General features: G+C 70.9%; 9 protein-coding genes. 2 read left to right on the top strand and 7 right to left on the bottom strand.

Features of this window, described 5'->3' with window-relative positions:
* Positions 1 to 4: 4 nt before the first annotated feature.
* Both L1Z78_RS04390 and L1Z78_RS04385 read right to left on the bottom strand, forming a co-directional pair.
* On the bottom strand, positions 5 to 1,618 hold the full coding sequence (locus L1Z78_RS04390; protein WP_234640338.1) for an ABC-F family ATP-binding cassette domain-containing protein: 1,614 nt from the start codon (positions 1,616 to 1,618) through the stop codon (positions 5 to 7).
* A 377-nt stretch (positions 1,619 to 1,995) separates the two neighbouring features.
* Positions 1,996 to 5,136, bottom strand: coding sequence for an efflux RND transporter permease subunit (locus L1Z78_RS04385; RefSeq protein WP_234640337.1), 3,141 nt, complete (start codon positions 5,134 to 5,136; stop codon positions 1,996 to 1,998).
* 378 nt (positions 5,137 to 5,514) lie between these two features.
* Between L1Z78_RS04385 and L1Z78_RS04380 the strand changes: the two genes are divergently transcribed.
* Together L1Z78_RS04380 and L1Z78_RS04375 are read left to right on the top strand one after the other, a co-directional pair.
* Positions 5,515 to 6,249, top strand: coding sequence for a response regulator (locus L1Z78_RS04380; RefSeq protein ID WP_234640336.1), 735 nt, complete (start codon positions 5,515 to 5,517; stop codon positions 6,247 to 6,249).
* 58 nt (positions 6,250 to 6,307) lie between these two features.
* Complete coding sequence (locus L1Z78_RS04375; RefSeq protein WP_234640335.1) at positions 6,308 to 7,360, top strand: sensor histidine kinase; 1,053 nt, start codon at positions 6,308 to 6,310, stop codon at positions 7,358 to 7,360.
* A 10-nt stretch (positions 7,361 to 7,370) separates the two neighbouring features.
* On the opposite strand, the gene L1Z78_RS04370 is transcribed toward L1Z78_RS04375, so the two are convergent.
* The 5 genes from L1Z78_RS04370 to L1Z78_RS04350 all read right to left on the bottom strand — a co-directional run bounded on the left by L1Z78_RS04370 (position 7,371) and on the right by L1Z78_RS04350 (position 15,257).
* Complete coding sequence (locus tag L1Z78_RS04370) at positions 7,371 to 8,024, bottom strand: vWA domain-containing protein (RefSeq protein WP_234640334.1); 654 nt, start codon at positions 8,022 to 8,024, stop codon at positions 7,371 to 7,373.
* A 50-nt stretch (positions 8,025 to 8,074) separates the two neighbouring features.
* A complete protein-coding gene (locus L1Z78_RS04365) occupies positions 8,075 to 9,199 on the bottom strand; it encodes an ATP-binding protein (protein WP_234640333.1) in 1,125 nt (374 codons plus the stop codon).
* Positions 9,196 to 13,002 (bottom strand): cobaltochelatase subunit CobN, encoded by a 3,807-nt coding sequence (gene cobN, locus L1Z78_RS04360; RefSeq protein WP_234640332.1) that lies wholly within the window; start codon positions 13,000 to 13,002, stop codon positions 9,196 to 9,198. The genes L1Z78_RS04365 and cobN overlap by 4 nt, the downstream gene beginning before the upstream one ends.
* Positions 13,003 to 13,159: 157 nt before the next feature.
* Positions 13,160 to 14,209, bottom strand: coding sequence for a cobalamin biosynthesis protein CobW (gene cobW / locus L1Z78_RS04355; protein ID WP_234640331.1), 1,050 nt, complete (start codon positions 14,207 to 14,209; stop codon positions 13,160 to 13,162).
* Positions 14,210 to 14,234: 25 nt separating this feature from the next.
* Positions 14,235 to 15,257, bottom strand: coding sequence for an LLM class flavin-dependent oxidoreductase (locus tag L1Z78_RS04350; RefSeq protein ID WP_234640330.1), 1,023 nt, complete (start codon positions 15,255 to 15,257; stop codon positions 14,235 to 14,237).
* Positions 15,258 to 15,259: the final 2 nt, after the last annotated feature.

Below are 15,259 nucleotides of genomic sequence, written 5' to 3'. Positions count from 1 at the left end.
CGGCTCAGGCCGGCCGCATCCGCCAGCCCGTGGGCGAGAACTCCAGCCGGTCCGTCAGCGCGATCCGGGCGAGGAAGCTCTCGTCGTGCGAGACCACGACCAGCGCGCCTTCATGGCTGCACAGCATGGCCTCCAGCGCCTGCAGCGAGGGCAGGTCCAGGTGGTTGCAGGGCTCGTCCAGCAACAGGAGCTGGGGTACCGGATCGCCGTGCAGGGCGCAGGCCAGCGCCGCCTTCAGCCGCTCGCCGCCGCTGAGCTGCGCGCCCGTCAGCGCCAGCGTCTGCGGCCCCAGGCCCAGCTGCGCCAGCCGTGTGCGCAGTTCGTCCTCGGCCACGGCGGGACAGGCCTGGCGCAGCAGCTCCAGCACGGGGCGCCGTGCGTCCAGCCGGGCCAGGCGCTGGTCCAGATAGGCGAAGGGCACGAATCGCTGCGCCCGACCGGCCAGGGGCAGGCATCGCCCTGCCATCACATCGAGCAGTCGGGTCTTGCCACAACCGTTGGGCCCGACGATGGCCAGCCGCTGGCCGCCGCGCAGCGTCAGGCTGACCGGCCGGCATGCATGCGAGAACGGCGGCACCACCTCGTCCAGCAGCGCCACCACGCGCTGGCCTGCGCCAGCCGCCACGGGCAGCCCCTGGAGGTGGATGTGCGCGGCCTGTTGCACCTGCAGCGCCGCCTCGCGCACGCGCTCGTCCAGCTGCTCGCGCGCGGCCGCGTGCTGCTGGCGCAGCCGCCCGGCCGAGCCTTCGCTGCGCTCCTTCTGGCGGTCGAGCAGGATGCGCGCCTGGTTGGCCTCCTGGTCATGGCGCCGGCCGCGGGCCTGGCGACGTTCCTGGCGCTCCTGTTGCGCGCGCAGCTGCTGCGTTTCGCGGCGCCGCTCCAGCTTGCGCTGCTCCAGCTGCCCGCTGGCCTGGGCCCGTTCACGTTCCCGGGCCTCGGCATAGAAGGAATATCCGCCGCCGTAGCCACGCAGGCCCGACGGCGACAGCTCGACGATGCGCTCCATGCCTTCGAGCAGTGTCCGGTCATGGCTGACCACGATCAGGCCACGCGGCCAGCGCCGCAGTTGCTGCACGAGTGCGGCACGGCTGCCCTGGTCCAGGTGGTTGGTGGGTTCGTCCAGCACCAGATGGCCGGCTTCGGACAGCAGCGCGCCCGCCAGTGCCACGCGCATGGCCTCGCCACCGCTGAGCGCATGGCCGGGCGTCTCGGGGTGCAGCCGACCCAGGCCTGCCAGCTCCAGCTGGGCCTGCAGACGCTGGCGCAGGTCCCAGCGGTCGGCCAGCAGCTCGAAGTCGCGCGCGTCGGCGCTGCCGCCTTCGATACGGGCCAGGGCATCGAAAGCCTCCCGCAGCCCGGCCAGCGCCGCCACCGAAGGCTGGTCATGCCAGTCCGTGCGCTGCGCCAGGTACAGCACGCCGGCCGTGCGCAGGCAACGGCCCTGCGAGGGTTCATCCAGCCCCGCCAGGATGCGCGCCAGCCGGGACTTGCCCACGCCATTGCGCCCCACCAGGCCGGTGCGGCGCAGGTCGAAGCTTTCGGAAAGATCGGAGAAAAGGGTTCTGCCGTCGGGCAGTACGCAGGAGACGCCGTCCAGCGTGATGGTGGTATTTGTCATGGTGCAGGTCATGGATGCCAACGCAGTTCCTTGCCATCTCGCATGCATTGCGCATGCCGTGGGCAGGGGCGGGAAAAGCGGGCCGCGGAAGACGCGGCGGCATCAATGGCGCATGGGACGAATACCTCCTGGCAAAGAAAAATGAAGTTGCGATTATAGAAATCACGGACCCAGCGCACAACCGCCACCGCCTTCCTGCACCGGCCCGCTCGGATCAGGCTCGGCGGACGCACCTGGGCCATATGCAGGCGGTGCCGACGTCACGGCATGGGCCGCCACGGGCCGGTCGGCGCCGGCCGGGCCGCCGCCTTCCAGGGGAGATGTCGCCGGGCGGCCGTGAAAACACAGGGCATTGATCGCGATCCACAAAGGCATGTTCAAGTTCCGGAGTCGGCAGGGGGCGGTGGCCGGCCCGCGCTGCTGCGCGGCCCGGCGATGCGCCGCTGCCATTCGAGGACGAAGACGAAGAAGACAGGCACGAAGAACACGGCCAGCAGCGTGCCGCTGACCATGCCGCCGAACACGCCCGTGCCGATGGCGTGCTGGGTTTCCGCGCTGGCGCCCGAGGCCAGCATCAGCGGCACCACGCCCAGCGCAAAGGCCAGCGAGGTCATGAGGATGGGCCGCAGTCGCAGCCGCGCCGCGTTGACGGCGGCCTCGCGCAGGCCCTGGCCCTGCTCGCGCAGCTGCTTGGCGAACTCCACGATCAGGATGGCGTTCTTGGCCGACAGGCCGATGATGGTGATCAGGCCCACCTTGAAGAACACGTCGTTGGGCATGCCGCGCAACAGCACGGCGGCCACGGCACCCAGCAGGCCCAGGGGCACCACCAGCATCACCGACAGCGGGATGGACCAGCTCTCGTACAACGCGGCCAGCACCAGGAAGACCACCAGCATGGACAGTGCCATGAGCAGCGGCGCCTGCGCCGCCGACTGGCGCTCCTGCAGCGACTGCCCGGTCCAGGCCACGGCAAAGCCCTGGGGCAGTTGGGCGACGAGCCGTTCCATCTCGGCCATGGCCGCGCCGCTGGACGTGCCCGGCGCGGGCGTTCCCGAGATGCGCGAGGCCAGGAAGCCCTGGTAGCGCACCAGCTGCAGCGGCGTCTCGGACCAGACCGGCGTGGCGAATTCGGACAACGGCACCATGCCGCCAGAGGCATTGCGCACGTTCAGTCGGAGCACGTCATCGACCTGCATGCGCGCGGGCGCATCGGCCTGCACGATGACCTGCTGCATCCGCCCCGCGTTCGGAAAATCGTTGACATACAGCGATCCCATGGCGGTGGACAGCGTGTCGCTGATCGCCTCGAACCCCACGCCCAGGGCCTGGGCCTTCTGGCGGTCGATCTCCAGGCGCACGCTGGTACCCGAGGGCAGGCTGTCCTGGTAGGCCGAACCCAGCACGCTGCTGGCCCCGGCCAGCGCCAGCAACTGGTCGGTGGCCGACTTGAGCGCGGCATGGCCCTGGCCCATGCGATCTTGCAGGTACATGGTGAAGCCGGACGAGGTGCCCAGCTCGTCGATGGCTGGCGGCTGCAGCACCATGATGGCCCCCTCGGGCGCATGCTCCATGGCCTTTTGCGCCAGCGCGACTTCCTCGCCCGCCGTGGCGCCGTCGCGCCGGTCCCAGTCCTTGAGCGTGGTGAAGGCCATGGCCGCGTTCGGCCCCGAGCCCGCGAAGCTGAAGCCCAGCACCGAGATGCTGGAGGCGATGCCGGGACGCGACGCCACATGCTCCTCATAGCGCTTGACGATGTCCAGCGTGCGCTCGGCCGTGGCATCGGCAGGCAGCTGGATGGAGGCCATGAAGTAGCCCTGGTCCTCCTCGGGCAGGAAGGCCGAGGGCAGCTGGCGCAGCGCGAAGACCAGGATGGCCACGATGGCGACGAACAGCAGCATCATGCGCCCCGTGCGCCTGACCAGGGCCGTGACATGGGCCTCGTAGCGGCAGGTCAGCCGCTCGAAGCCGCGGTTGAACCAGCCGAAGAAACCCTTTTTCTCATGGTGGCCTGCCGCCACGGGCTTGAGCAGCGTGGCGCACAGCGCGGGCGTCAGGCTCAGGGCCAGGAAGGCGGAGAACAGGATGGACACCGCCATGGACAGCGTGAACTGCTGGTAGATCACGCCCACCGATCCGCTGGCGAAGGCCATGGGAATGAACACCGCCGTCAGCACCAGCGTGATGCCGATGATGGCACCCGTGATCTCCTTCATCGCCTTGATGGTCGCCTCGCGCGGGGACAGGCCCTCCTCGGCCATGAGGCGCTCCACGTTCTCGACCACGACGATGGCGTCATCCACGATGATGCCGATGGCCAGCACCATGCCGAACATGGTCAGCACGTTGATGGAAAAGCCCGCCGCCAGCATCACGGCAAAGGTGCCCAGCAGCGCCACGGGCGCCACGATGGCCGGGATCAGCGTGTAGCGCAGGTTCTGCAGGAACAGGTACATCACCAGGAACACCAGCACCATGGCCTCGACCAGGGTCTGCACCACCTTCTCGATGGAGATCTTCACGAAGGGCGCGGTGTTGAACGAGATGGTGTGCTCCATGCCCTGGGGCAGCATGCCGGACAGCTCGGCCATGCGCGCCTGCACGGCGGCGGCCGTGCGCACGGCGTTGGCGCCCGGCGACAGCTGCACCGCGGCATTGGTGGCGGGCTTGCCGTCCCCGCGGTTGGAGAAGGCATAGGACTGTGCGCCCAGCTCCACGCGCGCCACGTCGCCCAGCACCAGGCGCGAGCCGTCGGCGTTGGCGCGCAGCACGATGGCGGCGAACTGCTCGGGCGAGGTCAGTTGGCCCTGCACCGTCAGCGGCGTGGTCACACGCTGGCCCGGCACCGTGGGCGAATCGCCCACGCGGCCCGGTGCGATCTGCATGTTCTGCTGCCGGATGGCCTGGGTCAGGTCCTCCATGGACAGACCGTAGGCGATCAGCCTGGCCGGATCGACCCACACACGCATGGCGCGCTCGGTGCCGAACAGCTGCACGCGGCCCACGCCCTCGATGCGGCGCAGCTCCTCGACGATGTTGCGCGCCATGTAGTCGTTCAGCGCCAGCTCGTCGAACTCGCCCCCTGGCGAGACCAGGCCCACCAGCAGCAGAAAGCTGGACGTGGCCGACTCGACCTGCAGGCCGTTCTGGCGCACGGCCTGCGGCAGGCGCGGCTCCACGGCCTTGATGCGGTTTTGCACGTCGACCTGGGCCAGTTCGGGATTGGTGCCGGGCTTGAAGGTGGCCTTGATCTCCGCGGAACCCGAGGTGTCCACCGAGGATTCGAAGTACAGCAGGTGCCGGACACTGGACAGCTCGCGCTCGATCAGCGAGACCACGGAGTCGTTGAGCGTCTTGGGCGTGGCGCCCGGATAGGTGGCGTACAGGCTCACCGTGGGAGGCGCCACCGTGGGATAGCGCGAGATGGGCAGTTGCGGAATGGCGAGCACGCCCAGCAACACGATGAACAGCGCGATGACCCAGGCGAAGACGGGCCGGTGAATGAAGAACTGAGGCATGTACGCGAGGCCTGGAGGTCAGTGCGCGGGCGGCGCACGGCAGAAAAGGAGAATGTTCAAAACCGATGGCCCTGTGTGCGATCGGGATGCAAATGCAGATTGCCAGAAAGCACGGGGATGGTGGAAACTGCGGCTGGCGCGGCTGCGGCCCCCGGCGATCTGCCATCGGGGCCATTCATCCATGAAGCCGCCATGACTCCCACTCAGCTCATACAGCTCAACGGCACAGCCGCTGTGACTTCATATTCATCGATTTGTTTCGCATGCCGGCCATTCACGGCGGCACAGGGAAACAGCTTGCGGTCCTTCGATGGCATTTCGACCCAAGAAATGTGGAAGAACGATGGAGATGGACACAGGCTGCGCCGCGATCCAAAAATGGCTTCTATCATTGCCCAGCCCTTGCCTTTCCAGCCGTCGACATCGCTGATCCTCGTCGCCGAGGACGAACCCGAGATCGCAGACATCCTGTGCGCCTACCTGGCCCGCAGCGACCTGCGCACCGTTCACGCCGCCGATGGCCAGCAGGCCCTTGAACTCCATCACCATTTGAAACCCGATCTCGTTCTTCTCGATGTGCAGATGCCACGCCTGGATGGTTGGCAGGTGCTGTCCGAAATACGCCGGCGCGGCGATACGCCGGTCATCATGCTCACGGCCCTGAACCAGGATGTGGACAAGCTCATCGGCCTGCGCATGGGCGCCGACGACTATGTGGGCAAGCCCTTCAACGCGGCCGAGGTCGTGGCGCGCGTGCAGGCCGTGCTGCGCCGCTCGGGCCTGGCCCAGAGGCGCGACACGCAGCTGCTGCAGGCCGGCCCCTTCCGCGTGGACCTGGAAAGCCGCGAAGTCTCCGTGCAGGTGCAGGGAGCCACGCATGTGCCCGATCTCACCGTGACCGAATTCAACCTGCTGGCCAGCCTGGTGCGCTCGCCGCGGCGCGTGTTCAGCCGCGCCGAGCTGCTGCTGGGCTGCCTGCCCGAAGGCCATACGCTGGAGCGCACCGTGGACAGCCACATCAGCAAGCTGCGCAAGAAGCTCGAAAGCCTGGGACTGCAAGGCATGCCCGTGGGCGTGCGCAGCCTGGGCTACCGGCTGGGGCTGGATCCATGAGGGTCGCGCCCGCCCGCAGTCCCCTGCCGGGACAGGCCGCAGGCCGAAGGATGCTGTCATGAGCACGGCGGCCGGCCTGCGCCGGCAGGTGGTGCTGACCATGTCCGTGGTCACGCTGGCCGTGGTCATGCTGTGCGTGCTGGGCTCCTATGCCTTCTATGCGCTGCTGCTGACCTTCCACCCGGCCAGCGTCTCCGACGGCTGGATGCCCTCCAGCGTGGAGCTGGCCTGGGTGCTGCTGACCCTGGTCGTGGCCCTGCTCATCGCCATCTTCGTGGCCACGCGGCTGTCGCGGCGCATCCTGCCTTCGCTGGACTCCGTGGCGATCAGCCTGCGCCAGCTGGCCCAGGGCGACCTGTCGGCGCGCGCCAGCACCGATGGCCGCGCCCTGCACGAGGCGGCCCAGCTGGTGCACGACTTCAACCTGCTGGCCCAGCGGCTGGAGGGCATGGCCAAGGAGCGTGCCTTCTGGAGCGCGGCCATCGCCCATGAGCTGCGCACGCCCGTCACCATCCTGCGCGGACGGCTCCAGGGTCTGGCCGACGGCGTCTTCGAGCCTGGCAGGGACATGCTGGCCAGCCTGATGACCCAGGTCGAGGGGCTGACCCGCCTGATCGACGACCTGCGCCTGCTGGGCCTGCAGGAGAACGGCCACCTGCAACTGCAGCTGGAGCAGACCTGCCTGGCCGGCGAGATCCGCTCGGTGGCGCTGGCCGTGGGCCCTGCGCTGGAGCAGGCGGGCCTGCAACTGGCGCTGGAGCTGGACGAGCAGCCCGTGGTCTGCGACCCCGTGCGCATACGCCAGGCCTTGCTGGCCCTGCTGGAGAACGCCATGCAGCATGCCCAGCCCGGCCCCCTGCTCGTGGCCGCCCGCGTACGCCAGGGGCTGTGCACGGTACAGGTGGAAGACAGCGGGCCCGGCGTGGCCGCCGATCTCGCCCCGCGCATCTTCGAGGCCTTCCAGCGCGGTGAAGGCAACCGCGCCAAAAGGGCCGGTAGCGGCCTGGGGCTTGCCGTGGTGCAGGCCATCGCCCAGGCGCATGGCGGCCGGGCGCACTGCCTGGCGGGTGCCCGCGGCGGCGCCCGTTTCGAGCTGAGCTGGCCGGCCTGACTCCCGCGGCTCAGGCCGTGCCCGATGCCAGGCCCCGGGCCAGCTCCTGCGCCACCAGGTGGCGTGCGCCCCATGCCTGTGCCAGTGCCCTGGCCCGGCCCAGGCGCACGCGTCCGAATTCGAAATCCACGATGCCGGCCTGCCGAGCCGCCTGCGGCCGCGCGGGTTGCTCGCGCGTGCGGCCATCGGTGAGCAGCCACAGCCAGCCTTCGCAGGCCTGCCCGTCCGGTCCGGCTGCGCAGTGGCGCTCCAGCAGCAGCCCGGCCCGTTGCACGGCGGCCTGCAACGGCGTTCCGCCACCGCCGCCTATGGGCGCTATCCAGCCATCGTTCCATGCCGCCGCCTTGCGCGGTGGCAGGCGCAGCTCCACCTGCGTGCCGGCAAAGCAGATCAGCGCGACCTGCTCGCGCCGCCGATAGGCCTCGTCCATCAGTGCCAGCAGCACGCCCTTGGCCCGCGCCAGCGCACCGCCGGCCGCCATCGAGGCCGAGCAATCCAGCACGAAGCAATGCAGCCGCGTTCCCTGCGGCGGCTCGCTGCGCCGGCGCAGGTGCTGCGGTCGCAGCGCGGCGCTGCCGCGCGCGGCCAGGGTACGCGGCCAGTCCCAGCCGCCCGTGGCCGGACCACCGGCCGGGGCCTGCGCCAGGCGCGGCTGGCCAGGCATGGGAGGGCCCGCCCCCGCGTCCTTTGCCTGCTGCACAGGACCACGGGGGCTCAGGCTTTTTTTGCGAAAGGCGCTCCCGCCTCGCCTGCCAGCAGCGCCGGCAAGGGCATGCGCAGCATGCCCACGGGCTCGGGCGGCATGGCACCCCAGTCGGCCTCGCAGGAATGGCCATCGCCGGGGCCGCTGGTCGTGGTCGCGCCCCCGTCCGGGGTACGGGCCTGCGACGGCGGTGGTGGCTGCTGCGAGGACGGCTGCGAGGGCGGTTGTGCGGGCGGCTGCGGCGCGCCCGGCTTGCGCCGGTGCGCCAGCACCAGCTCTGCCACGGCCTGCACATGGGCAGGCGCCACGGCCGCATCGCCCAGCCAGGCAGCCCAGGCGCGCGCCGCGCGCAACAGCACCAGGTCGGCGCGCAGGCCGTCCACCTGGGCGGCGATGCACAGCGCGCCTGCGGCCTGCAGCACCTCGTCGGACCAGGGCAGCGCACCGGGCGCGGCCAGCCGCTGGCGCGCGGCACCCAGTTGCGCAGCCAGTGCGGCCTGGGCCTGGGCATGGCGTGCGCGGAAGGCCTGGGGATCGGCATCGAACTGCAGCCGTGCGCGCACGATGGCCTGGCGCTCGGCCGGGTCCTGCACATTGGCCAGCCGCACGCACAGGCCCAGGCGGTCCAGCAGCTGCGGGCGCAACTGCCCCTCCTCGGGATTCATGGTGCCCACCAGCACGAAGCGCGCCGCGTGGCGGTGCGAGATACCGTCGCGCTCGACCACGTTGACGCCGCTGGCGGCCGCATCCAGCAGCACGTCGACCAGGGCATCGGGCAGCAGGTTGATCTCGTCCACGTAGAGCAGGCCGCCGTGGGCGCGCGCCAGCAGGCCGGGCGCGAACTTCAGCGCATGGCCGGCCATGGCCTGGCCCAGGTCCAGCGAGCCGGCCAGGTGCTCCAGCGAGGCACCCAGCGGCAGGGTGACGAAGGGCGCGCCGTCCATCAGCTCGGCCAGGGCGCGCGCGGCCGTGGACTTGGCCGTGCCGCGCGGGCCTTCGACCAGCACGCCGCCAACCTGCGGGTCGATGGCCGCCAGCAGCAGGGCCTGGCGCAGCGCGGGCTGGCCCGCGATGGCGGCGAAGGGGAACAGCGGCGGCAGGCCGGGCTGTTGTGCGGTGTTCGGGAAATCGGTCATGCCGGCCGTCCTTCGAGATGTTGTTCCTGGTCCAGCAGCAGGTCTTCGAGCTGCTGGCGGTAGCCGCCGGGCTGCTCCCACAGGCCGCGCTGCATGGCTTCGAGCAGGCGCTCAAGCATGTCGCGCAGGGCCTGGGGATTGTGCCGCTGCAGGAAGTCGCGCGTGGCCTCGTCCAGCACATAGGCATCGGCCACCAGGGCGTAGTGGTGGTCGCCCACCTGCTGGGTGGTGGCATCGAAGCCGAACAGGTAGTCCACGGTGGCCGCCATCTCGAAGGCGCCCTTGTAGCCGTGGCGTTTCGCCCCGTCCATCCACTTGGGATTGGTGACGCGCGAGCGCACCACGCGGGCGATCTCCTCCTTGAGCGAGCGCACGCGCGGCTGGGCCGGGTCGGCATGGTCGCCGTGGTAGAGCGCGGGCTGGCGGCCCGACAGGTGGCGCACGGCCGAGGCCATGCCCCCCTGGAACTGGAAGTAGTCGCCCGAGTCCAGGATGTCGTGCTCGCGGCTGTCCTGGTTCTGGGCCACCACGTCGAGTTCGCCCAGGCGGCGGCGCAGCGCATCGCCTGCGGGCACGCCTTCGGCATCCTGGCCATAGGCATGCTGGCTCCAGCCCAGGTAGGCCTGGGCCAGGTCGGCATCGCCCTGCCATTCGCCGCTCTGGAACAGCGCGCCCAGGCCCGAGCCGTAGTGGCCGGGCGGCGCGCCGAACACGCGCCAGCCGGCCTGGCGGCGCGCCTGCGCGGCCTCCATGCCCTGCGCCGCCAGTTCGGCGGCCTCGGCCAGGATGCGCGCGCGGATGGGGTTGTCCTCGGCATCCTCCTCCTGCGCCGCCACGGCCTGCACGGCCGCATCGAACATCTGCACGGCGCCCGGAAAGGCGTCGCGGAAAAAGCCCGAGATGCGCAGCGTCACATCCACGCGTGGCCGGCCCAGGCCCACGCGCGGCACGACCTCGAAATCCACCACGCGCTGGCTGCCCGGCGCCCACTTGGGGCGCACGCCGATCAGCGCGAAGGCCTGGGCGATGTCGTCGCCGCCCGTGCGCATGGTGGCCGTGCCCCAGACCGACAGGCCCAGGGTGCGCGGATAGTCGCCATGCTCCTGCAGGTAGCGCTCGATCAGCCGGCGCGTGGCCTGCTGGCCCAGTTCCCAGGCGGCCTGGGTGGGGATGGCGCGCGTGTCCAGCGTGTAGAAGTTGCGCCCCGTGGGCAGCACGTCGGGCCGGCCGCGCGAGGGCGAGCCGCTGGGCCCGGGCGGCACGAAGCGGCCCTGCAGGCCGCGCAGCAGTTGCTCCAGCTCCTGGCCGCCGCAGGCATCCAGCGCGGGGGCCAGCACGGCATGGACATGGTCCAGCGCGGTCTCGGTGCGGGGGCCTTGTGCTGCGGCCTGGGCCTCGCCGTCGAGCAGGCGCTGGGCCAGCAGCTCCAGGCGCTCGCGCGTGTCGCCCTCGTGGCGCCAGGGTTCATCGCTGACGGATTGCAGCGCCTCGGGCCGCGCGCCGCGCCAGGGCCTGGCGGCCTCGATGCGCAGGGGGTCGAAGGCCTCGTCGCCCAGCAGGTCGGCGGCCAGCGCGTTGAGCAGCCCGGGGAAATTGCCCGAAGGAAAGCGCGCCAGCGCCAGCAGCGTATCGCGCCGCTGGCGCCCCGCGGGCGAGGCGCCGAAGACATGCAGGCCGTCGCGGATCTGCGTCTCCTTGAGTTCGCACAGATAGGCGTCGATGCGTTCGAGCAGCGCATCGTCGTCCCGGGCCGTCTCGGGTGCCAGGTCCAGTTCGCGGTCCAGGTGCTGGCGGCGCACGGTGTCCAGGATCTGGCCGCGCAGCAGCAGCGCGCGGCGGGCGTCGACCAGCAGGGCGTCGTAGTACTCGTCCACCATCCGCTCCAGATCCTGCAGGGGGCCATGGTTCTCGGCGCGCGTCAGCGGCGGCATCAGGTGGTCGATGATCACGGCCTGGCTGCGGCGCTTGGCCTGGGCGCCTTCGCCGGGGTCGTTGACGATGAAGGGGTACAGGTGGGGCAGCGGGCCGAGGATGGCGTCGGGCCAGCAGGCCTGGGACAGCGCCAGGCTCTTGCCCGGCAGCCATTCGAGGTTGCCGTGCTTGCCCACATGGACCACGGCGTCCACGGCGAAGCGGTCGCGCAGCCAGAAGTAGAAGGCCAGGTAGCCGTGCGGCGGCACCAGCTCGGCGTCGTGGTAGCTGGCGTAGTCCTGCGGTCCGGCGCCCGCCAGCACGCGCGCCGGCTGGATGCCCACGAAGACATGGCCCAGGCGCAGGCCGGCGATCATGAAGCGGCCCTGGCGCAGCAGGGGGTCGGCCTCGGGCGCGCCCCAGCGCGTCGTGATGGCCTCGGCCATGCCGGCCGGCAGCGCGGCCAGGCGCGCGCGGTAATCCTCCAGCGCGTAGCTTTGCCAGGCCGGGCGCAGCGGCCACCGGGCGGGGTCGTTGGCAATGCCCTGCTGCAGGGTGCGCATCAGCGCCTCGCCGTCGGCGGGCCGGTGTGCCGGATCGCCCAGGTCATGGCCTTCGGCGGCCAGGCGCTGCAGGATGGCGATCACCGAGGCCGGCGTGTCCAGCCCCACGCCGCTGCCGATGCGCCCCTCGCTGCCCGGGTAGTTGGCCAGCACCAGGGCCAGGCGGGTGTCCTGCGCGGGCAGGCTGCGCAGCCGGCACCAGCGCCAGGCCAGCTCGGCCACGAAGTCCACGCGGTCGGGCTCGGGCTGGTAGGCCACCACGTCGGCCTGGGTGACGGGGCAGCGATGGGACAGGCCCTTGAAGCTGATGGCGCGCGTGATGATGCGGCCGTCCATCTCGGGCAGCACCACCTGCATGGCGATGTCGCGCGGGCGCAGGCCCTGGCTGTCGGCCCACCAGTCCTCGCGGTTGCCGCCGCTCGCGATCACCTGCAGCACGGGCGCGTCGCCGGCCAGGGCCGAGCCCGCTTCCAGCGACGAGAAGGCCGTGGTGTTGAGCACCAGTTGCGCGGCGTGGTCCGCGCACAGCTGCTGGAAGGTGGCCAGGCACAGCGGGTCCTTGAGCGAATCCAGCGCCACGGGCAGCGGATTCATGCCGCGCCGCTGCAGGGCCACGGCCATGGCGTCGAAGGCCGCCGTGTTGCCGGCCAGCAGGTGGGAACGGTAGAACACCAGGGCCACCGTGGGCGCGCCCGCCGTCCAGGTGCGGCGCAGGTCGTCGATGCCGGCCACGGCGTGGGCCTGCACGCCGGCATCGGCGCACAGCGCGGGCGGCACATGCACCGCCGCCTGCGGCAGCGTGCGTGGCGGCAGCGGGGCATCGCCCTGGTCCAGCCCGTGGTACACGACCGCCTTGAGGAACTCGCGCGCATTGGCCGCGCCGCCCGAGCGCAGGTACTGCCACAGCTGGCGGCAGGCCGATGCCGGCAGCGTGCTGCGCGCCAGCAGCTGCGGGTCTTCCTGCAGGTCGCCCGAGAACATGGCCAGGCGCTGGCCCCTGCGGCGCGCCAGCGCGCCGATCTGTTCGATGCCGTAGGGCCAGGCCGATTCCGAGCCCAGGTGATCGACGATGACCACGCGCGCATGGCGCAGCACCTCGTCCACATACAGGTCCAGCGAGGCCGGCTGGCGCAGGTACAGCAGATTGGCCACGCGCACCGAGGGGAAGCCGCCGGGCTCGCCGGCCAGCGCCTGCATGGCCGAGGACAGCAGGGCCAGCGTGGTGTCGGCCGAACTCAGGATGACGATGTCGGCCGGCGTCTGGTCGAGGCGGGTGACGATGCTCTCGTCCTCGACGAAGCCACCGGGGCGCGTGGACAGCAGGTGCATTGGGACAGTTTCAGTACGGAAATTTGGGAGAGATGGTGCGGGGCGCGGCGCCACAAATTACCACGGCCTCACTCCAGGGACGCCGAGCAAGAGCCGCCTCGCGGCGAGGGCGTCGTCCCCCTCCCGCGTGCGAGAGAGGGGGAAGCGGCGCAGCCGCTCAGGGGGTGACACCTTCCAGGCCACTGCGCAGCGCTGCTTCGTCAAGGTCTTGTCCGATGAACACGAGGCGCGTGCCGCGCTGTTCGCCTTCGCGCCAGGCACGGTCAAAGTGATGGTCGAAGCGGCGGCCCACGCCCTGCAGCAGCCAGCGCATGGGCTTGCCCGGGATCTCGGCAAAGCCCTTGACGCGCAGGATGGCCTGCTGCGCCACCAGCGATTCCAGCGCGGCCAGCAGGCGGTCGCGGTCCACGGCGGGCAGATCGATCACCAGCGAGTCGAACTCGTCGTGGTCATGGTCCTCGTCATGGTCGTGGTGGCTGACGCGCTGGTCGATGGTGGCCTCGGCCGCCTTGGCCTGGCCCAGCAGCACGTCCAGCGGCAGGCGGCCCTGGGCGGCCTGCACGATCTTGACCTCGGGCGGCAGTTCCTCGCGCACCAGGGCCTCGACCTGGGCCAGGGTGGCCGCATCGACCAGGTCGGACTTGTTGAGCACCACCAGGTCGGCCGCACCCAGCTGGTCCTCGAACAGCTCGTGCAGCGGCGACTCATGGTCCAGGTTGGGGTCGGCGCGGCGCAGCTCGTCCACGGCCTGGGGGTTGGCCGCGAACTGGCCGCTGGCGGCGGCCGGCGTGTCCACCACGGTGACCACGGCGTCCACCGTGAACACGTTGGCGATCTCGGGCCACTGGAAGGCCTGGACCAGGGGCTTGGGCAGGGCCAGGCCCGAGGTCTCGATGATCACGGCGTCGATCTGGTCGCGGCGCTCGGCCAGTTGCTTCATCACGGGGAAGAACTCTTCCTGCACCGTGCAGCACATGCAGCCGTTGGCCAGTTCGTAGAGCGCGCCTTCGCTCTCGTTGCCCTCCTCGTCGCAGCCGATGCCGCAGCCCTTGAGGATCTCGCCGTCGATGCCCAGCTCGCCGAACTCGTTGACGATGACGGCGATGCGCCGGCCTTCGGCGTTGTCCAGGATGTGGCGCAGCAGCGTGGTCTTGCCGCTGCCGAGGAAGCCGGTGACGATGGTGGCGGGGATCTTGGCGGTTTGCATGGGAAGTGCTCCAGAAGGGAAGAAGTCAGACAGTGGAGGAAGACAGGGCGGCTTGCAGCGAAGGAAGGACCTCTCTCGCAAAAAGCTCCATGCCCTGCATGGCCTGGGCATCGCTCCACAGGCCGTTGGCATTGAAGACGCAGCGCAGCTGGCGGATGCCCGTGCGCTCGCCCAGGGCGGTGATCTGGGCATGGCAGGCATCGGGCGTGCCATGGATGAATTGCTCGCGCAGCACGCGCTCCACGTCGATGGGCGGCACCTGATCGGCGGGAATCCCGCGCCGGCCCGCGAAGTACACGCGGCGCTGGACCAGCTGCGGCCACAGCGTGGCCAGTTGCGCCTGCACCGCCGCGTCATCGGCGCCTATGCAGACGTAGCGTGCCAGCGACGAGCGCGCGCGCAGGGCGCCGGCATCGCGCCCGCGCGCCTGCGCGGCGGCGTCCAGGCGTTCGAGCTGCGCGCCCTCGGGCGGTTCCAGGCTCAGCAGCAGCGGCAGGCCGTGGTCCACGGCAAAGCCCAGGGTCTCGGGCGTGGAGCCGGCGACATACAGGGGCGGATGGGGGCGCTGCACGGTCGCGGGCAGGGGCGGACGGTCCTCGAAGCGCCATGGCCCCGGACCCGAGGACACGGGCCGGCCGGACAGGGCATCCACCAGGATGCGGCAGGACTGCTCGAAGCGCTGGCGCGTGCCGTCCGCATCGATCTGCAGCGCCTGCAGGGCGGCAGGCTCCGTGCCCCGGCCCACGCCCACGTCGATGCGGCCGCCGCTTTGCAGGTCCAGCTGGGCGATCTCCTCGGCCAGCATCAGCGGATGGTGAAGGGGCAGCACCAGCACCGAGGTGCCCACGCGCAGCCGCTCGGTGCGCGCCAGCAGGGCGGCAGCCAGCAGCAGAGGCGAGGGATAGGGCCAGGGCGTGTCGGGCACGCGGAATTCGTTGAACCACACGCCCTCGAAGCCCAGGCGCTCGGCGCGCTCGAACAGCGCCAGGAATTCGCGGTGGCTGCCGCGCGTGGCCTCGCGCGTCCAGCCGGCCAGGTCGATGCGCATGG

This window comes from Delftia tsuruhatensis, from assembly GCF_903815225.1.
GTDB classification, from domain to species: Bacteria; Pseudomonadota; Gammaproteobacteria; order Burkholderiales; family Burkholderiaceae_C; genus Comamonas; species Comamonas tsuruhatensis_A.
This window is presented reverse-complemented; position numbering and strand designations above follow the sequence as displayed.

Coding starts and splice junctions, on each gene's coding strand:
- L1Z78_RS04390 (WP_234640338.1), bottom strand. CDS start 1,618: ATGACAAATACCACCATCACGCTGGACGGCGTCTCCTGCGTACTGCCC.
- L1Z78_RS04385 (WP_234640337.1), bottom strand. CDS start 5,136: ATGCCTCAGTTCTTCATTCACCGGCCCGTCTTCGCCTGGGTCATCGCG.
- L1Z78_RS04380 (WP_234640336.1), top strand. CDS start 5,515: ATGGCTTCTATCATTGCCCAGCCCTTGCCTTTCCAGCCGTCGACATCG.
- L1Z78_RS04375 (WP_234640335.1), top strand. CDS start 6,308: ATGAGCACGGCGGCCGGCCTGCGCCGGCAGGTGGTGCTGACCATGTCC.
- L1Z78_RS04370 (WP_234640334.1), bottom strand. CDS start 8,024: ATGCCTGGCCAGCCGCGCCTGGCGCAGGCCCCGGCCGGTGGTCCGGCC.
- L1Z78_RS04365 (WP_234640333.1), bottom strand. CDS start 9,199: ATGACCGATTTCCCGAACACCGCACAACAGCCCGGCCTGCCGCCGCTG.
- cobN (WP_234640332.1), bottom strand. CDS start 13,002: ATGCACCTGCTGTCCACGCGCCCCGGTGGCTTCGTCGAGGACGAGAGC.
- cobW (WP_234640331.1), bottom strand. CDS start 14,209: ATGCAAACCGCCAAGATCCCCGCCACCATCGTCACCGGCTTCCTCGGC.
- L1Z78_RS04350 (WP_234640330.1), bottom strand. CDS start 15,257: ATGCGCATCGACCTGGCCGGCTGGACGCGCGAGGCCACGCGCGGCAGC.